19 protein-coding genes and 1 riboswitch are annotated in these 17,585 nt (G+C 70.4%); of the genes, 11 read left to right on the forward strand and 8 right to left on the reverse strand.

The features are described from left to right. The first annotated feature begins 14 nt into the window (after positions 1-14). The 3 genes from gcvH (at position 15) to ACFVXJ_RS18920 (ending at position 3,326) form a co-directional block, all read left to right on the forward strand. The gene (gene gcvH / locus ACFVXJ_RS18910; RefSeq protein WP_389662973.1) at positions 15-398 is read left to right on the forward strand and encodes a glycine cleavage system protein GcvH; all 384 of its coding nucleotides are present in this window, start codon (positions 15-17) and stop codon (positions 396-398) included. 16 nt (positions 399-414) lie between these two features. Continuing rightward, the gene (glyA, locus tag ACFVXJ_RS18915) at positions 415-1,671 is read left to right on the forward strand and encodes a serine hydroxymethyltransferase (RefSeq protein ID WP_389662974.1); all 1,257 of its coding nucleotides are present in this window, start codon (positions 415-417) and stop codon (positions 1,669-1,671) included. 272 nt (positions 1,672-1,943) lie between these two features. Further along, positions 1,944-3,326 (forward strand): L-serine ammonia-lyase, encoded by a 1,383-nt coding sequence (locus ACFVXJ_RS18920; RefSeq protein ID WP_389662976.1) that lies wholly within the window; start codon positions 1,944-1,946, stop codon positions 3,324-3,326. Positions 3,327-3,420: 94 nt separating this feature from the next. On the opposite strand, the gene ACFVXJ_RS18925 is transcribed toward ACFVXJ_RS18920, so the two are convergent. Further along, the gene (locus ACFVXJ_RS18925) at positions 3,421-4,080 is read right to left on the reverse strand and encodes a hypothetical protein (RefSeq protein ID WP_389662977.1); all 660 of its coding nucleotides are present in this window, start codon (positions 4,078-4,080) and stop codon (positions 3,421-3,423) included. Positions 4,081-4,205: 125 nt separating this feature from the next. On the opposite strand from ACFVXJ_RS18925, the gene ACFVXJ_RS18930 reads away from it, so the two are divergent. The 6 genes from ACFVXJ_RS18930 to ACFVXJ_RS18955 all read left to right on the forward strand — a co-directional run bounded on the left by ACFVXJ_RS18930 (position 4,206) and on the right by ACFVXJ_RS18955 (position 8,292). Continuing rightward, the gene (locus ACFVXJ_RS18930) at positions 4,206-4,700 is read left to right on the forward strand and encodes a hypothetical protein (protein WP_389662978.1); all 495 of its coding nucleotides are present in this window, start codon (positions 4,206-4,208) and stop codon (positions 4,698-4,700) included. 101 nt (positions 4,701-4,801) lie between these two features. Continuing rightward, a riboswitch (cobalamin riboswitch) is annotated at positions 4,802-5,028 on the forward strand. 28 nt (positions 5,029-5,056) lie between these two features. After that, complete coding sequence (locus ACFVXJ_RS18935) at positions 5,057-5,755, forward strand: energy-coupling factor ABC transporter permease (RefSeq protein WP_389662980.1); 699 nt, start codon at positions 5,057-5,059, stop codon at positions 5,753-5,755. Next, positions 5,755-6,117, forward strand: a complete 363-nt coding sequence (locus ACFVXJ_RS18940) for an energy-coupling factor ABC transporter substrate-binding protein (RefSeq protein ID WP_389662981.1) — start codon at positions 5,755-5,757, stop codon at positions 6,115-6,117. The genes ACFVXJ_RS18935 and ACFVXJ_RS18940 overlap by 1 nt, the downstream gene beginning before the upstream one ends. 3 nt (positions 6,118-6,120) lie before the next feature. Then, the gene (gene cbiQ, locus ACFVXJ_RS18945) at positions 6,121-6,870 is read left to right on the forward strand and encodes a cobalt ECF transporter T component CbiQ (protein WP_389662983.1); all 750 of its coding nucleotides are present in this window, start codon (positions 6,121-6,123) and stop codon (positions 6,868-6,870) included. Next, entirely contained in the window at positions 6,867-7,700 is an 834-nt protein-coding gene (locus ACFVXJ_RS18950; protein WP_389662985.1) for an energy-coupling factor ABC transporter ATP-binding protein, read from the forward strand. The genes cbiQ and ACFVXJ_RS18950 overlap by 4 nt, the downstream gene beginning before the upstream one ends. 43 nt (positions 7,701-7,743) lie before the next feature. Beyond that, positions 7,744-8,292, forward strand: coding sequence for a PadR family transcriptional regulator (locus ACFVXJ_RS18955; RefSeq protein WP_389662987.1), 549 nt, complete (start codon positions 7,744-7,746; stop codon positions 8,290-8,292). Between the two features lie 21 nt (positions 8,293-8,313). Here ACFVXJ_RS18955 and ACFVXJ_RS18960 read toward each other — a convergent pair whose 3' ends face one another. Beyond that, on the reverse strand, positions 8,314-8,526 hold the full coding sequence (locus ACFVXJ_RS18960) for an EF-hand domain-containing protein (RefSeq protein WP_136214509.1): 213 nt from the start codon (positions 8,524-8,526) through the stop codon (positions 8,314-8,316). A 251-nt stretch (positions 8,527-8,777) separates the two neighbouring features. Here ACFVXJ_RS18960 and ACFVXJ_RS18965 point away from each other — a divergent pair, with 251 nt between their 5' ends. Both ACFVXJ_RS18965 and ACFVXJ_RS18970 read left to right on the forward strand, forming a co-directional pair. Then, positions 8,778-9,581 (forward strand): tRNA-dependent cyclodipeptide synthase, encoded by an 804-nt coding sequence (locus ACFVXJ_RS18965; RefSeq protein WP_389662989.1) that lies wholly within the window; start codon positions 8,778-8,780, stop codon positions 9,579-9,581. After that, complete coding sequence (locus ACFVXJ_RS18970) at positions 9,562-10,815, forward strand: cytochrome P450 (RefSeq protein ID WP_389662991.1); 1,254 nt, start codon at positions 9,562-9,564, stop codon at positions 10,813-10,815. The genes ACFVXJ_RS18965 and ACFVXJ_RS18970 overlap by 20 nt, the downstream gene beginning before the upstream one ends. A gap of 104 nt (positions 10,816-10,919) precedes the next feature. Here ACFVXJ_RS18970 and ACFVXJ_RS18975 read toward each other — a convergent pair whose 3' ends face one another. The 6 genes from ACFVXJ_RS18975 to ACFVXJ_RS19000 all read right to left on the reverse strand — a co-directional run bounded on the left by ACFVXJ_RS18975 (position 10,920) and on the right by ACFVXJ_RS19000 (position 17,536). Further along, positions 10,920-12,107 carry a YncE family protein gene (locus tag ACFVXJ_RS18975; protein WP_389662993.1) on the reverse strand — a complete coding sequence of 396 codons (1,188 nt, stop codon included), beginning with the start codon at positions 12,105-12,107 and terminating at the stop codon, positions 10,920-10,922. Beyond that, complete coding sequence (locus tag ACFVXJ_RS18980) at positions 12,104-12,925, reverse strand: polysaccharide deacetylase family protein (RefSeq protein WP_389662994.1); 822 nt, start codon at positions 12,923-12,925, stop codon at positions 12,104-12,106. The genes ACFVXJ_RS18975 and ACFVXJ_RS18980 overlap by 4 nt, the downstream gene beginning before the upstream one ends. A gap of 382 nt (positions 12,926-13,307) precedes the next feature. Continuing rightward, positions 13,308-13,811: an ATP-binding protein gene (locus ACFVXJ_RS18985; RefSeq protein ID WP_389662996.1), complete on the reverse strand. Its 504-nt coding sequence runs from the start codon at positions 13,809-13,811 to the stop codon at positions 13,308-13,310. A 248-nt stretch (positions 13,812-14,059) separates the two neighbouring features. After that, positions 14,060-14,827, reverse strand: coding sequence for an enoyl-CoA hydratase/isomerase family protein (locus ACFVXJ_RS18990; protein WP_389662998.1), 768 nt, complete (start codon positions 14,825-14,827; stop codon positions 14,060-14,062). A gap of 94 nt (positions 14,828-14,921) precedes the next feature. Beyond that, the gene (locus ACFVXJ_RS18995; RefSeq protein WP_389662999.1) at positions 14,922-16,163 is read right to left on the reverse strand and encodes an Ig-like domain-containing protein; all 1,242 of its coding nucleotides are present in this window, start codon (positions 16,161-16,163) and stop codon (positions 14,922-14,924) included. Between the two features lie 152 nt (positions 16,164-16,315). Continuing rightward, positions 16,316-17,536, reverse strand: a complete 1,221-nt coding sequence (locus tag ACFVXJ_RS19000; protein WP_389663246.1) for an Ig-like domain-containing protein — start codon at positions 17,534-17,536, stop codon at positions 16,316-16,318. Positions 17,537-17,585: the final 49 nt, after the last annotated feature.

The raw sequence follows: 17,585 nt of genomic DNA on the forward strand, positions 1-17,585 counted from the left end.
AGGAGAATCAGGTCATGAGCAACCCCCAGCAGCTGCGTTTCAGCAAGGAGCACGAGTGGCTGTCGAACGCCGAGGACGGCGTCTCGACGGTCGGCATCACGGAGTTCGCGGCCAACGCGCTCGGTGACGTCGTCTACGCCCAGCTCCCCGAGGTCGGCGACACGGTGACCGCGGGCGAGACCTGTGGTGAGCTGGAGTCGACGAAGTCGGTCAGCGACCTGTACTCCCCCGTCACCGGTGAGGTCGTCGAGGCCAACCAGGACGTCGTCGACGACCCGTCGCTGGTGAACTCGGCTCCGTTCGAGGGTGGCTGGCTCTTCAAGGTGCGCGTCGCGGAGGAGCCGGCCGACCTGCTCTCCGCCGACGACTACGCCGCGCTCACCCACTCCGACAACTGATCCCCGGGGACTTCTGATGTCCGTACTGAACACCCCTCTCCACGAACTCGACCCCGACGTCGCCGCCGCCGTCGACGCCGAGCTCGTGCGCCAGCAGTCGACCCTGGAAATGATCGCGTCGGAGAACTTCGCTCCGGTCGCCGTCATGGAGGCCCAGGGCTCGGTCCTGACCAACAAGTACGCCGAGGGCTACCCCGGCCGCCGCTACTACGGCGGCTGCGAGCACGTCGACGTCGTCGAGCAGATCGCGATCGACCGGATCAAGGCGCTCTTCGGCGCCGAGGCCGCGAACGTGCAGCCGCACTCCGGTGCCCAGGCGAACGCCGCCGCGATGTTCGCGCTGCTCAAGCCGGGTGACACGATCATGGGCCTGAACCTGGCCCACGGCGGTCACCTGACCCACGGCATGAAGATCAACTTCTCCGGCAAGCTCTACAACGTGGTCCCGTACCACGTCGACGAGACCGGTCAGGTCGACATGGCCGAGGTGGAGCGCCTCGCCAAGGAGTCCAAGCCGCAGCTGATCGTCGCGGGCTGGTCCGCGTACCCGCGTCAGCTCGACTTCGCCGCCTTCCGCCGCATCGCGGACGAGGTCGGCGCGTACCTGATGGTCGACATGGCGCACTTCGCGGGCCTGGTCGCCGCGGGCCTGCACCCGAACCCGGTCCCGCACGCCCACGTCGTCACCACCACCACGCACAAGACCCTCGGCGGTCCGCGCGGCGGTGTCATCCTGTCGACGCAGGAACTGGCGAAGAAGATCAACTCCGCCGTCTTCCCCGGTCAGCAGGGTGGCCCGCTGGAGCACGTGATCGCCGCCAAGGCCGTCTCCTTCAAGGTCGCCGCGTCGCCCGAGTTCAAGGAGCGCCAGGAGCGCACCCTGGAGGGCGCGAAGATCCTCGCCGCGCGTCTGGTGCAGGACGACGTCAAGGCCGTGGGCGTGGACGTGCTGACCGGCGGCACCGACGTGCACCTGGTCCTGGTGGACCTGCGCAACTCGGAGCTGGACGGTCAGCAGGCCGAGGACCGCCTCCACGAGGTCGGCATCACGGTCAACCGCAACGCCATCCCGAACGACCCGCGACCGCCGATGGTCACCTCGGGTCTGCGGATCGGTACGCCGGCCCTGGCCACCCGCGGTTTCGACGCCGAGGCGTTCACCGAGGTCGCCGAGATCATCGCGCAGGCGCTCAAGCCGGCGTACGACAGCGAGTCCCTGAAGGCGCGCGTCTCCGCGCTCGCGGCGAAGTTCCCGCTGTACCCGACGCTCTGACGCGGCCGGGCGGGGCCCGGTGCCTGTTCCCACAGGCCCGGGCCCCTTTTTCACGCCTGCTCGGCCCGCCCGGGGCGAGCAGGACGTGTGAGCCGACGCACACCGGCGCTTCCTCTTGTGGCCCTTCCGGGCAGGGGGGTCGTTCACCTCGTCGCGTTAAGCTCGACTGTCGGACAAAATCCGAACAAACCTCCCTGATCACCTCCCGCTGATCAACCCGCTCTCCTGTGCCCCTCTCCCACCCCACGAGCAGACAAGGGAGTCTCGCCACCGTGGCCATCTCCGTCTTCGATCTCTTCTCCATCGGCATCGGTCCCTCCTCCTCCCACACGGTCGGCCCGATGCGGGCGGCGCGCATGTTCGTGACCCGCTTGAAGAAGGAAGGTGCCCTCGCCCAAACGGCCTCGGTCCGTGCGGAGCTGTTCGGCTCGCTCGGCGCGACCGGCCACGGCCACGGCACCCCCAAGGCGGTCCTGCTGGGCCTGGAGGGCCACTCCCCCCGCACGGTGGACGTGGAGAACGCCGACGCCGAGGTCGAGCGCATCCGCCGGAGCGGCCGGCTGCGCCTGCTGGGCGCCGAGATAGGCGAAGCCCACGAGATCGCCTTCGACGAGCCGAGCCAGCTCATCCTGCACCGCCGCCGGTCGCTGCCCTACCACGCGAACGGCATGACCCTCTTCGCCTACGACGCCGCCGGCGCGCCGCTGCTGGAGAAGACGTACTACTCGGTCGGCGGCGGCTTCGTCGTGGACGAGGACGCGGTCGGCGAGGACCGGATCAAGCTCGACGACACGGTCTTGAAGTACCCGTTCCGCAGCGGGGACGAGATGCTGCGGCTCACCCGCGAGACGGGCCTGTCGATCTCCGCGCTGATGCTGGAGAACGAGAAGGCGTGGCGCACCGAGGAGGAGATCCGCGAGGGCCTCCTGGAGATCTGGCGCGTCATGCAGGCGTGCGTGGCGCGCGGGATGTCCCGCGAGGGCATCCTCCCGGGCGGTCTGCGGGTCAAGCGCCGTGCCGCGACCACCGCCCGCAAGCTGCGCTCCGAGGGCGACCCGCAGGCGCTGTCGATGGAGTGGATCACGCTCTACGCGATGGCCGTGAACGAGGAGAACGCGGCGGGCGGCCGGGTGGTCACCGCCCCGACGAACGGCGCGGCGGGCATCATCCCGGCGGTGCTGCACTACTACATGAACTTCGTGCCGGGCGCCGACGAGGACGGTGTGGTGCGCTTCCTCCTCGCGGCGAGCGCGATCGGCATGCTCTTCAAGGAGAACGCCTCGATCTCCGGCGCCGAGGTCGGCTGCCAGGGCGAGGTCGGCTCGGCCTGCTCGATGGCGGCGGGCGCGCTCGCCGAGGTCCTGGGCGGCTCCCCGGAGCAGGTGGAGAACGCCGCCGAGATCGGCATGGAACACAACCTCGGTCTCACCTGTGACCCGGTCGGCGGTCTGGTGCAGATCCCGTGCATCGAGCGCAACGGCATGGCGGCGGTCAAGGCCGTCACCGCGGCCCGGATGGCGATGCGCGGCGACGGCTCGCACAAGGTCTCCCTGGACAAGGTCATCAAGACCATGAAGGAGACCGGCGCCGACATGAAGGTGAAGTACAAGGAGACCGCCCGGGGCGGCCTCGCGGTCAACGTCATCGAGTGCTGAGCCGACACCGGCGCCCGCGCCGCTGACGGCGGCCGGCGGGTACCCGACGGGAGGGCCGGGCGCGTGTGCGCCCGGCCCTTTCCCCGTCCCCGCGCTACTTCCGGCGGATCGTGGTCAGGCAGCCCTTGGCGAAGCCGTTCACCGCGTCGTCCAGCGCCTTGAGGCTCTCGGGCGTGGGGGGCTTGTGCGCCTCCCCGGTGACCGTGATGTCCAGCATGAGGTTGCTGTCCCGCACCCGTAGCTGCCTGACCTGGCGCTGGTCGTCCGGCTTGGTGTAGGCGAGCCGGTACGCCTCCTTGCCCACGCCCTCGACGTCCACCGGGGCGCCGCCCGGCGCGTCCTTGCCCGCGTCGCCCCGCACCTTGGCGAAGACCTCCTTCGCCTCGTCCACGCTCGGGACGTAGGCGAAGTCCAGCTCCACCTTGGCGCCGCCGTAGGTCGCGGGGCCGCGCTGGACGAGCTGCTGGACGCACTCGGCGCCCGGGTAGCCCCCGGTGGTCCTGCGGGTGCGGTCGGCGACGTCCTCGCGGGCCCCGAGCGGGTCGGCCAGTTTGCCGTACGGCAGCGCGTTGCATATCTCGTCCGTGGCGACCCAGGGGTAGCCGCCCTTGCCCTCCTGGGAGACCTGCTGGTCGCCGCCGCCCCCGCAGGCGGTGGCCGCGAGGACGAGGGCCGCGGTGCCGACGGCATGACGGTGAAGGCGGGTGTGAAGGCGGTGACGGCGCATCCGGTGCTCCCCTGTCGCACGGTCCATGTCCAGGCCGCCACCTTGCCAGGAAAGGCGCGCCGCCACCGGGTGATCCGTGCAACCGCGGCGGCCTCCGGGGCGTCTTCGGCAGTGTCACCCTTGTCCCCGTCTCCCAGAATCGAGGGGACGTCATGCAGCACGTACGTCGCCGTCAGGTCACCGCACTGCTCGCGGGCGCTCTGCTCACCGCCGGGGTCGCGCTCGCGGCGCCGGCCTCCGCCGCCACCGGTACGACACTGGTCACCAACGCCCGTTGGGGCGGCCACTGCACCTACGACCGGCTGGTGATCGACCTCCAGGGAACCGCCCCGCCGGTCACCGTCACACCCGTCTCCCAACTGGTCTACGACGGGTCCGGCAAGCCCGTCCCGCTGCCGGGGAAGTACTTCCTGGAGATCAGGCTGCACCCGGCCGCCGCGCACGACGCCGCCGGTCAGAACGTCTACGTGGGACCCAAGCTCCAGCAGATCGCCCTGAGCAAGCTCAAGGGCATCGCCCTGACCGGCGACTTCGAGGGGTACGTCACCTTCGGCGCCGCCTTCGACACCCCGCCCACCTACAACACGAGCGTGCTGCACGCCCCGGAGCGGTTCGTCCTGGACTTCCCGCACCCGGCCACCTGCTGACCCGTCAGGTGCATGAGTTCCCACCACCCTGCGTTCCGCCGGGCGCGGCCGCCGGCGGGCGCGCCCGGAAGGGGCGGGTTGTGACCCGTCCGCCCGGCCGACTAGGGTCATGGGGCCTTGGTGTTCGGGAAACCGGTGGGAAACCGGTGCGGCCCTCGCCACTGTGATCGGGAAGTCCGGCTCCACTCTCCCCCAGACCCACCGTCCGGGAGGTGCCCCCAGCGGGAAGCCACTGGGCCCGCGCGGGAGACCGCACGGCCCCGGGAAGGCGGAGCCAGGGCAGCGGCACCCGTGAGCCAGGAGACCGGCCAGGGCGCGTCGTCCATCCACGAGGTGCTGGAGAGGTCTCCCCACTCATGCATATCGCCGAGGGCTTCTTGCCCCCGTTGCACGCGGCCGCCTGGGGCGTCGCGTCCGCTCCCTTCGTCGTACACGGTGTCCGCGCCCTGACCCGCGAGGTGAAGGCGAACCCGGAGAGCACGCTGCTGCTCGGGGCGTCGGGGGCGTTCACCTTCGTCCTGTCGGCCCTGAAGATCCCCTCGGTCACCGGCAGTTGTTCCCACCCCACCGGGACGGGGCTCGGCGCGATCCTGTTCCGGCCCCCGGTGATGACGGTGCTGGGGACCATCACCCTGCTGTTCCAGGCCCTGTTGCTGGCGCACGGCGGGCTGACCACCCTCGGTGCGAACGCCTTCTCGATGGCGATCGCCGGGCCCTGGGCGGGGTACGGGGTCTACCGGCTGCTCAAGCGGTTCGACGTGCCGCTGATGGTGACGGTCTTCTTCGGCGCGTTCTTCGCCGACCTCGTCACGTACTGCGTGACCAGTGTGCAACTGGCGCTGGCCTTCCCGGACCCGGCGAGCGGTTTCCTCGGCGCGCTCGCGAAGTTCGGCGGCATCTTCGCCATCACGCAGATCCCGCTGGCCGTCAGCGAGGGGCTGTTGACCGTGCTCGTCATGCGGCTGCTGATGCAGTCCAGCAAGTCGGACCTGGTCCGGCTGGGCGTCGCCAAGCTGACGGCCCGCGGCCGCGACGCGCAGGAGGCGGCGGCCTGATGAGCGGCACGAGCAAGAACACGAAGATCAACGCCCTGCTGCTGCTCCTGGTGGCCGCGCTCGCCGTCCTGCCGATCGCGTTGGGCATGGGCGAGGGCAAGAAGGAGCCCTTCGCGGGCGCCGACAGTCAGGCCGAGTCGGCGATCACCGAGATCAGGCCGGACTACAAGCCGTGGTTCTCCCCGCTGTACGAACCCCCCTCCTCGGAGGTCGAGTCGGCCCTGTTCGCCTTGCAGGCGGCCCTCGGCGCCGGCGTGCTCGCCTACTACTTCGGGCTGCGCAGGGGCCGCCGCCAGGGGCTCGCCCAGGCGGGCGGCCCACAGGACGCTCCGACGCCCCCGGCACCCCCGGCGGAGCACTGACCGGTGCTGCCCATCGACGTGGCGGCGCACGGCAGCCGCTGGCGCCACCGCCATCCGCTGGAGAAGGCGCTGCTCGGGCTCGGGCTCACCGTCACCGCCGTCGGCCTGCCGCCCTGGCCCGGCGGGCCGCTGGTCGCGGCGGCGACCCTGGCCGTGCTCCTCGGCCCGGCCGGGGTGACCGGACGACAGCTGTGGCGGGCCTTCCGGATTCCGCTGGGGTTCTGTTTCACCGGGGCGCTGCCGTTGCTGTTCGCGGTGGGCGGCCCGGCCGGGCCGGTCTCCCTGGCCCCGGACGGGCCCCGGCACGCGGCGGAGTTGCTGCTGCGCACCTCGGCGGCTTCGCTCGGGGTGCTGCTGTTCGCGTTCACCACCCCGGTGTCGGACGTGCTGCCCCGGTTGGTGCGGGCCGGCGTCCCGGCACCGGTGGTGGACGTGGCGCTGGTCATGTACCGGATCGGGTTCCTGCTGCTCGACTCGGTGGCCCAGGTGCACCGGGCGCAGGCGGCCCGGCTCGGCCACACCGGCCGGGCGGCGCTGTGGCGTTCGCTGGCCGGGCTCGCCGCGACCTCGTTCGTCCGGGCCTTCGACCGCGCCGCGCGGCTCCAGGAGGGGCTGGCGGGGCGGGGTTACGACGGGACGCTGCGGGTGCTGGTGCCCGGGGCGGCGCTGTCGTGGCGGTTCCTGGCGGCCTCCGCCGCCCTGCCGGCCGCGCTGGTCGCCGTGACTCTCACCTTGGAAGGGCTGCACCTGTGAACCCGTTGGTGGAACTGGTGGGGGCGGGTTACGCCTACGAGGACGGTCCGGCGGTGCTGTCCGGTGTGGACTTCGCGATCCCGGAGGGCCGGGCGCTGGTCCTGCTGGGCCGCAACGGCAGCGGCAAGACCACGCTGATGCGGCTGCTGAGCGGCGGCCTTCGGCCGGTGGCGGGCGAACTGCGGCTGGACGGTGCGGCGGTGCGCCACGACCGGGCGGGCCTGACCCGGTTGCGCGGCCGGGTGCAGTTGGTCGTGCAGGACCCGGACGACCAGTTGTTCGCGGCCTCGGTGGAGCAGGACGTGTCCTTCGGACCCATGAACATGGGTCTGGCCCCGGCGGAGGTACGGGCCCGGGTGGACGCGGCGCTCACCGCGCTGGACATCACCGCCCTGCGGGACCGGCCGACGCACCTGCTCTCGTACGGGCAGCGCAAGCGGGCGGCGATCGCGGGGGCGGTGGCGATGGCCCCGCGGGTGCTGATCCTGGACGAGCCGACGGCGGGACTGGACCCGGACGGGCAGGAGCGGCTGCTGGACGTGCTGGCGGGCCTGCGCGCGAACGGCACGACGGTGGTGATGGCCACGCACGACGTCGACCTCGCCGTGCGCTGGGCCGACGACGCGGCGGTCCTCACCCCGGCGGGCATCCGCGTCGGCCCGGCCGCGGCCCTGCTGTCGGACCCGGGGCTGTTGGCGTCGGCGGGGCTGCGCCAGGCGTGGTCCCCCGCCGTGACGGCTTTCCTGCGGGCCCGCGACCTGCTGGAACCGGACGCCCCGGGGCCGGCGACGCCGGAGGCGCTGGCCGGCTGGGCCCGGTCCGGGTCCTGAACGGCACGCGTGCCCGGCCCGGCGGCGAACCTAGGATGTGCGCATGTCGCTCCCGCACGCCATCCTCACCGCCCTGCTCGAAAAGCCCTCGTCCGGGCTGGAGCTGACCCGGCGGTTCGACAAGTCGATCGGGTACTTCTGGTCCGCGACGCACCAGCAGATCTACCGCGAGCTCGGCCGGCTGGAGGAGGGCGGGCTGATCCGGGCGCTGCCCAGCGAGGTGCCCGTGCGGGGACAGAAGAAGGAGTACGAGGTGCTGCCCGCCGGCGGCGCGGAGCTGGCCCGGTGGATCGGCGAGAGCCAGGACCCGAAGGCGATCCGGGACCCGCTGCTGTTGCGGGTGCGGGCGGCCGGTGTCGTGGGCCCGCAGGGGCTGGCCGCGGAGTTGCGGCGGCACCTGGACTTGCACCGCGGGCAGTTGGCGGAGTACGAGGCCATCGAGGCGAAGGACTTCCCGCCCGGGCGGGACTCCGACCAGGACCGGCTGCGCCGGCTCGTGCTGCGCGGCGGGATCGGCCTGGAGACGTTCTGGCTGCGCTGGTTGGAGGAGGCGCTGGCCGAGGTCGACGACATGACGGGGCCGCCCGCGTGACGCGGCCCCGTCCGGCGTCCGCTACTTGTTCAGGGCGTTCCAGAACTCGTCGAAGCTCAGCAGGCCGTCGCCGTTCGTGTCCTTGGCGGCGATGACGGCGTCCGCGACGGCGCCGGTGACGTACGCGTCACCCATGGCCTTCATGGCCGCGCTGTACTCGTCGGCGGTGACGAAGCCGTCGCCGTCCGCGTCGAACTTGCCGAACGTCGCCCGCGCGCTCTCGATGTCCGCCACTGGGTCCACCCCTTCTCGGTGCTTGTTGACGGCTCAGGGTAGCGCCCCCGGCGGGTCGCGTTCACCCCGGGTCCCGTTCGGCCGGCAGAAAGAAATTCAATTACTCCCCGGCCACCCGGAAGCGATAATTCCAGCCAACAAATCCGGCCCCCACTTGTCACACTCCGGGATCACGGCATAACGTACCGACATTGCCGCCACACCAGGAGCACAGGGCTCCCAGGGACAAGCGGCAACAAGGGCGATCAAAGGTGACGATCAAAGCTGACGCATCATTCGAAGTTCTGCCCTTCACCCGCACTTGCCGCCATATCTGGGAAGACGGCGACCATGTGCTCATCGGAGTGAGTCCCGGCAACAGCTACTTCAGCTCCGAGCGCATCGGCAGTCTTGCCCGATGGGCGACGACCCGCTTCGCGCAGGTCGACTTCGTCTACGCGGACCTCCACGTGGACCGGATGTTCGCCGCCTTCGGCTACACCCGGGAGCACGCGGAGAAGCGTGCGACGAAGGAGATCAAGGCAGTGCGGCGAAGGATTCTCAAAGGTGTCGAGGAGTCCGGGTCCACGCACGCCGAGATACGAGTGAGGGCACTTTCCGAGTTCGAATCGAATCCCGTGTACCAACTACTGCACCGGCGCGTTCTGCATTTCCTTGAGACCGATGACGAGTTCCGTAAGGGCTGCGAGAAGATGGCTCTCCAGTTTGTCGGTTCGAAGTTGCCGGAAGATGAATCGATGACCGACAGCCAGTTGCAGGTCTGTTTCGATTACATGGCGGCGGAGTTGCCGTTCTTCGTGGACACCCCGAGCATTCTCGACGTGCCGTCCTCGGTGGCGGCCTATCACGTCAAGATGCCGATGACGGATGTCCTGTTCGCGCGCGGTGGGGGACTGCGCGCGACACGCAACCAGGCGTACGCCGTCGTACGTCCGGAGACCGCGGAGGCCGCCCCGTACCCGGCGGCCGACCACCACGCGAGCGGCGAGCACCACGCGAGACCCGCGAACCACGCACCGACCGAAGGGACCGTCGATGAGCGTCGAGCAGCTTGAGGGCCGGGAGACCGGGCAGGGCGCGGGGACCGACGAGGCCCTCCTCGACTTCCCGCTGTCGCGGCGCGGAGACGTGCTCCCCGAGGAGTGCGCCCGGCTGCGGGAGAAGGCGCCGGTCGCCAAGGTCCGCACCCTGACCGGGGACCCGGCGTGGCTGGTGAGCAGCTACGCGCTGGCCAAGCAGGTCTTGGAGGACGAGCGGTTCAGTCTCAAGGACACCGCGAACGCCGGCGTGCCCCGCCAGTACGCGCTGACGATACCGCCCGAGGTCGTCAACAACATGGGCAACATCAACAGCGCCGGGCTGCGCAACGCGGTTATGAAGGCGCTCAACCCGCGCCAGAAGGGGCTCCAGGACTGGCTGCGCGCCAAGGCCGGCGAGCTCATCGACCAGATCGTGGCGGAGGGCGGTCCGGCGGACCTCCGGGCGGGGTTCGCCGACCCCTTCTCGGCGGCGCTGCACTGTCAGGTGCTGGGGGTTCCCTTCGAGGACCGACGTCGGTTGATGTCGGGGCTGGACGTCGCGTTCATGACCGCGCGCGAACCGTTCGCCGACTCCGCGCTGAACTGGTACAAGGACGTCGGTTACTTCGTCGAGCAGTTGAAGGTCCAGCTCGCGCTGCCGGCCGAGGAGCGTACGGGGCTCCTCGGCAAGTTCGCCGAGCTGAAGGAGGCCGACCCCGAGTCGGCGCACCTGACCGACGAGATGTTCGCGACCGTCGCCGTCTCGCTCTTCGGGGCGGGCGCGGTGTCCACGTCCGCGTTCCTGGTGCTCGCCGTCCTCGCGCTGCTCCAGCGACCGGAGCTCATCGGGTACCTGCGGGCGCATCCGGAGCGGATGGGCAAGGCGGTGGACGAGCTGCTGCGCTGGAACCTGTCGGTGGGCGACGGGCTGCCGCGCATCGCCATGGCCGACGTGCGGGTCGGGGACGTGCTGGTGAAGGAGGGGGAGCTGGTCCTCGTCCTGCTGGAGGGGGCCAACTTCGACCCCGATGCCTTCGAGCACCCGGACGAGCTGGACCTGGAACGGGAGAGCGCCAACGCCCATCTGGCCTTCGGTGCCGGGCGGCACTTCTGCCCGGCGTCCGCGCTGGGCCGGGCCCACGCGGAGATCGCGCTGGAGGTACTGGTGGAGAGGTTGCCGGGGCTGCGGCTGGCGGTGCCGGCGGAGAACCTCGTCTGGCGCACCGGTTTCATCAAGCGGCTGCCCGAACGACTCCCCGTCGCCTGGTGACGCCTTCGGCGTAAGGCGGCGGGACAGGACGGCGGTGCCCCGGGTGCTGTGCGAGCTCCCGGGGCACCGTCATGCCGTGCCGGCTACCGGCTACCGGCTACCGGCTACCGGAAGATGCCGGTGTGGCCGAGCGAGTAGCGGCCGGGTTGCGGGTAGACGGCGAGGCCGTGGGGGCCGGAGCCGACCGGGATCTTGGCCAGTTCCTCGCCCGTCTTCGTGTCGATGGCGTAGACCTCGGAGTTGTAGCGGCCCGAGAGCCACAGCACCTTGCCGTCCGCGGAGACACCGCCCATGTCGGGGCTGCCGCCGTCCGGGAGCTCCCATTTCTTGGTGAGCTTGTTCGCCTTGAAGTCGAAGACGGAGATGCTGCCCTCGCCGCGGTTGGAGATGTACATCTCCTTGGAGTCACGGCTCACGTACAGGCCGTGGCAGCCCTTTCCGGTGGGGAGGAGCTTCGGTGTCCCGAACTTGTCGCCGCTGAGCACCCACATGCCGTGCGCCATCATGTCGGCGACGTAGAAGGTCTTTCCGTCGGGCGACACCTTGACGTCCTGGGGCATGGCGCCTTCGAAGGGGAGTTTCTGCTGGCCGACGATCTCCATCTTCTCGGTGTCGACCTTGAGCAGCTCGCCGGAGAACTCGCAGCTCACGATGAAGTACCGGCCGTCGAGGGAGAAGTCGGCGTGGTTGACGCCGTAGCAGGTCACCGGGACGGTCTTCACCCGGTTCATGGTGTGCGGGTCGCGGAAGACCAGCTCGCGGTCCATCGAGGCCATCACGATCGCGTACTTGCCATTGGGCGTGAAGTACAGGTTGTACGGGTCGTGCACCTCCACGGGGTCGCCCGCCTCGCCCGTGGCCGGGTTGATGGGGGTCAGGGTGTGCCCGCGGTTGTTGTTGACCCACAGGGTCTTCATGTCCCAGGACGGCACGACGTGCTGGGGCTGGACGCCGACCGGGATGGTGTCGATGACCTTGTACGTCTTGGGGTCGATGACCGACACCGTGTTGGAGCCGGTGTTCGGTACGTAGACGCGGGACGGGAAGTTCTTGACGACCGGGGACAACTGGTTCGGCCGGTCGGCCGCGTAGACGTCGTGGGGGTCGAGCACGGGCGGCATTCCGGCCAGTCCGGGCGGGACCGCGGGTTGCGCTTTGACCGGTTGGGCGGGCCCCTTGGTGCCGAGCGCCTCGGTCGCGCCCTTTCCCCCGGATCCGCACCCGGCCAGGGCCGCGAGAACCAGTCCGGCAAGCAGCACGGTGGCCTTCCGTGGAAGGCGATTCGTCGTCATGGGGTCAGCAGCTCCGTGGTGGTCACCGCGCGCAGTTGGCGACGCGCGAGTTCTTCGAGGAGGGGCGGCATCGCGTCGACCGTGTCCGCGTAGCCGAAGTGCAGGCTCACCACCGATCCGGCGTGGATCGTCCCGGTGACGTTGCGGATGACGGCCGCGGCGCCGGGTGAGGTGAAGTCGAGGGAGTCCACGTCGTACGAGAGGACGTGCGGGTAGCCGGCCCGCTGGGCGAGTTTCCGGACGAGAGGGGTCGCGTACTGGGTCTGCGAGGGGCGGAACCAGGTGCCGATCGAGCCGGTGAGCCGCTTGAGGCGCTGGGCGCAGCCGGTGATCTCCGCGTACGCCTCGTCCTCCGGCATGGTGTTGATCGCGAGGTGGCGCTGGGTGTGGTTGCCGAGTTCGTGACCGCCCTCCAGGACCCGGCGGGCCATGTCGGGGTGCTCGTCGAGCCAGGTGCCGATGGCCAGGACGGTGACGCGGGCGCCCGCGCGCTCCGCCTCGGCGAGGACCGCGCGTCCCGTGGCCGGGTCGCCGTTGCCGTGGAAGGTGAGGGCGACACGGGGCCGGTCCCGGGAGCCGTGGTCGATCTCGACGGGCTGTCCGGCGAACCGGCGCGGGCCCGGCGCGGCGGCGGCCGCCGGGGCGGGACGGGCCGGTGTCGGGGTGGCGGGGGCGGCGGCCGGCGCCTTGGGCGGGGCGGCGGTTCCGCAGGCGGCGGTGAGGGCGCCGGCGGCGACCGCGGCACCGGCGAGGAGGGCGGATCGGCGGTCCGGGTAGCAGGGCACCTGCCCATTTAAGGTCCGGATGTCCCCGTACATGCTGATTGACCCAGTTCGGCACCCGGCCCGAAGCGCTTCCCCACGACGCTCGTCCGCTATGTGATCAACGAATCACGCAGAGCGGTCGATACTTATTCATTGATTACGAGGTGAGTGGGCCACCTCACCTAGGATTTAGCTGTGAACTCTTAGGTTATACACACTTATGTCCGAGTTTGAGGTTTTGGCATTTGGTCGCTCGTCTGCCATAGTCGGAATCACGGCTTCCCTTTGACCCGAGCGAAGTCCCACGCCGAGGATCACACCCCCTTCGATCCTCGGCGCACCCATGAAACCCCCGCGGCGCCCCATCACACGGCGACAGGGGGTTTCAGGCGTTTACCGGGAGGGGCGGGGGGCGCGCCGGGCCGGCTCCGGCGTCTCAGCGGTCGGCCACCCGCATCTCGAACCAGGTGATCTTGCCCCTGGGCAGCAGATCGGCGCCCCAGCGGTCGGACAGCTTGTCCACGAGGAAGAGCCCCCGGCCCGTGGTGTCCATCTCGTGGACCGGCATCAGACAGGGCAGCCCCCGCGAGGGGTCGCGCACCTCGACCCGGATCCACCCGCGCCGGCGCACCAGCCGCAAGCCGAACGACCGGGCCCCGGTATGCCGCACGGCGTTGCCCACGAGTTCCGAGACCAGCAGGACGGTGTGCTCGGCGATCTGCGGCGACAGGCCCCACAGCCGGATCACCACGGACTGGGTCAGCCGGCGCGCCGTACCGGCGGATTCGGGCATGGACGGCAGCGTCACCTCCGCCTCGGCGGGATTGCCGTACAACTCCAGGGCCCTGAGGCCCTGTTCCTCCTCAAGAGCCGCCGCGATCCGTACCGCCGGAGCGCCGCCGCGCTGCCGCTGCTGCTCCACACCCTCCAGGCCCGCCATGCACCCATCATGGACGGCCACACCGCCGCTCCGGGGCGTTCCGCGGGAAAACACCCCCCGGGGTCCACCGATCCCCAGGGGGTGTGCCGGCATATGCGAAAGGCAATCGAAGGGTCACGCCATCGGCCTGACCTGGTGTGACGCAACGCACTCCGATGATCACGGCGAGTGGATCACCGTTTCGGCTTAAGGCTGCCTTAATGCCCGGCTAATCCACTCCCAGGGAGAACGGCCGGCGAGGGGCCGCCTCAGAGGAACTTGGCCTTGCCCGGGCCCTCCTCGACAAAGCTGCGCATGCCGCGCTCGCGGTCCTCGGTGGCGAACAACCCCGCGAACCAGTTGCGTTCGATGGTCAGTCCGGTGTCGATGTCCGCCTCCAGCCCGGCGTCGACGCACTCCTTGGCAGCGCGCAGCGCGAGGGCCGGGCCCTGGGCGAGCTTCGCCGCCCAGGCACGCGCCTGCTCGTACACCTCGGCGGCCGGCACCACCCGGTCCACCAGCCCGAGGGCGAGCGCCTCGTCGGCCTTGACCATGCGGCCGGTGAAGATGAGGTCCTTGGCCTTGGACGGGCCGATCAGCCGGGACAGTCGCTGGGTGCCACCGGCGCCCGGGATCAGGCCGAGCAGGATCTCGGGCTGGCCGAGCTTGGCGTTGTCCGCGGCGATCCGGTAGTCGGCGCACAGCGCGAGCTCGCAACCGCCGCCCAGGGCGTAGCCGGTGACGGCCGCGACGACCGGCTTGGGAATCCGGGCGACGGCGGTGAAGGCGTCCTGGAGTCCGCGGGACCGGGCGACCATGGCCGCGTGGTCCATCGTCTGCATCTCCTTGATGTCCGCACCGGCCGCGAACACCTTCTCGCCGCCGTACAGGATCACCGCGCGCACGTCGGCGCGGTCGGTGGCCTCCACGGCGAGCTCGCGCAGCCGGTCCTGGGTGGCGATGTCCAGGGCGTTCATGGGCGGCCGGTCCAGGCGGAGGGTGCCGACGCCTTCGGAGACTTCGAGAGAGAGGGTCATACGGGGAAGGTTAGCGGCGGTTAACGCGAAGTGGCCCGGTGCTGTGGGTCACAGCACCGGGCCGGGCATCACTCGCGGGTCGGGCGGGAGCGGACTACTTGATCCACTCCGACCAGTCCATGTTCCAGCCGTTGAGGCCGTTGTCCGGGGCGATCTGCTTGTCCTTGGAGTTCTTCACGACGACCACGTCGCCGATGAGGGACTCGTTGAAGAACCAGGCGGCGGGCTGGTCGTCGTCGCCCGCGCCGCGGGCGTCCTTGAGGCCGACGCAGCCGTGGCTGACGTTCTCCGACCCGAAGGTGCTCGCGGAGGCCCAGTAGTTGCCGTGCACGAAGGTGCCGGAGTTCGACAGGCGCATGGCGTGCGGGACGTCGGAGATGTCGTACTCCCCGCCGAAGCCGACGGTCGCGCCGTTCATCCGGGTCACCTTGTACTTCTCGCTGATGACCATCTGACCGTTGTACGTGGTGGTCGACGGGGCGCCCGCGGTGATCGGCAGGTTCTTGATCACCTGGTTGTCGCGGACGACCTCCATGGTGTGCGCGGCCGCGTCGACGGTGGAGACCTGGGAGCGGCCGATGGTGAAGTGGACGGTACGGGTCTGCTTGCCGTAGACGCCCGGCCGGCCTTCGACGCCGTCGAGGGCGATCTTCACGGTGACCTTGGTGCCCGCCGCCCAGTACTTCTCGGGGCGGAAGTCGAGCCGGTCGTTGCCGAACCAGTGGCCCTCGACCGGTACGTTCGGCTCCGCCGTGACGCTGATGGCCTTCTCGACGGCCTCGGTGTTGGTGATGCCCCGGGTGAAGTTGATCGACACGGGCATCCCGACGCCGACGGTCTCCCCGTCCTCGGGGGTGTAGTGGCCGACGAAGGTGTTCGTCGGGGTGAGGGTGGTGAAGGTGGTGTCCTTGGCGGACTCCCGACCGGCCTCGTCCTTGGCGACGACGTGCACCTTGTACTCGGTGGCGGCGGCCAGGTTGCGGGCGGGCTCCCAGCTGGCCCCGTCGGCGCCCATCTTGCCGTCCACCGCGTTGCCCTTGGTGTCGGCGACCGTCACCGTGGTGAGCTTGCCGCCGGTGCTGGATATCTTGAGGACGCCGCTCGTGGCGACCTCCTTGGAGCCGTCGTCAGGCTTGACGTTGACCACGGCCTTGGACGCCTCGGTGCCGGTCTTGCCGCCACCCTTGCCGCCGGCGTCGCCCGCGGCACCGCCCCCGCCGTCTGAGCCGCCGCTGCACGCGCTGGTGAACAGCAGCGCCGCTCCCAGCAGGAGGGCCGGCAGGCCGGTGCGGACGCGGCCGCGAATCGGCTGCAGGTTCACTCGTGTTCTCCCCATGTCCCCCGCGCGGACAATCGCGCGCTTGACGTCAGGAAATCACATGGGGAGATCACGTGAAGGCACGGTCTTGTCACCGTTCCGTCCCAACTGATGCGTGGGCCGTGCCCCGGACCCCACGGCCGGCGGCGCGGAGCCGTCGGCCGGGCGCGTCAGCCGATGGCGGAGCCGGTGACCCAGTCGGCCCAGGAGAGGTTCCAGCCGCCCAGGCCGTTGTCCCCGGCCACCGTCTTGTCCTGCGAGTTGACCACCTCGACCACGTCCCCGACGAGCGAGCGGTCGAAGAACCAGCCGGCCGGGGTGTCCGAGCCGCCGCCCTTGTCGTCGCGCAGGCCCACGCAGCCGTGGCTGGTGTTGAGGGAGCCGAAGGTGTCGGGGCTGGCCCAGTAGTTGCCGTGCAGGAAGGTGCCCGAGGTGGTGAGCCGCATGGCGTGCGGGACGTCGGGGATGTCGTACTCGCCGCCGAACCCGACGGTCTGGCCGTTCATGCGGGTGACGTCGAACATCTCCATCACCACCATCTTGCCGTTGTAGGTGGTGTTCTTGGGCGCCCCGGCGGTGATGGGCAGGGTCTGCACCAGTTGCCCGTCCCGGCGCACCTCCATGGTGTGCGCGGCCGCGTCGACGGTGGAGATCTGGGACCGGCCGACCTTGAAGGTGACCGTCTTGTCCTGGATGCCGTACGCGCCGGGCGAGCCCTCGACGTCGCGGAGGTTCATGCGGACGGTGACCTCGGTGCCGGCCTTCCAGTACTCCTTGGGGCGGAAGTCGAGCCGGTCGTCGCCGAACCAGTGGCCGACGACCTTCACGGCGGGGACGGAGGTGATGGTGATGGCCCGTTCCACCGCGGCCCGCTGCTTGATGGAGCGGTTGAACCGGAAGGAGACGATCATGCCGGTGCCCACGGTCGAGCGGTTCTCGGGCCGGAAGTAGCCGATGAACCGTTCCTCGGGCACGTAGGTGGTGAAGGTGGTGTGCCGGGCCTGACGGCGGTCGTGTCCGTCCACGGCGACCACGTCGACGGTGTACTTGGCCGCGAGCGCGAGCCGTCCGGCCGCCGGGTCGGGACTCCAGCTCAGCCCGTCGTCGGCGATGGCGCCCGGGAGCTTCTCCTCCTGGGCGTCCTCGACCTTGGTGACCACCACCCGCTCCAGCCGGCCCTCGGTGACCCGCACGGTCAACGGGCCGTCGGCGGGCACCCCCTTGGCGTTGTCCTCTGGGGTGATCCGAATGGCCTCGTCCGGCGACCGGGGCTTTCCGGGAAGCTGGATCTCGACCGGTGAGCGGCCGTCACCGGTGCAGCCGCTCAGGGCTCCCAGCAGGGCCGCCCATACCGCGACGGCCGCCAAGCCCGCCCCTGCCCGCCTCGTCAGAAGAGTCACGCCCTGTCCAACGACCGGCCCCCTCGCGGGGAAACGTGGG

It is taken from the genome of Streptomyces sp. NPDC058279 (assembly GCF_042881255.1).
In the GTDB taxonomy this organism is placed as follows: domain Bacteria; phylum Actinomycetota; class Actinomycetes; order Streptomycetales; family Streptomycetaceae; genus Streptomyces.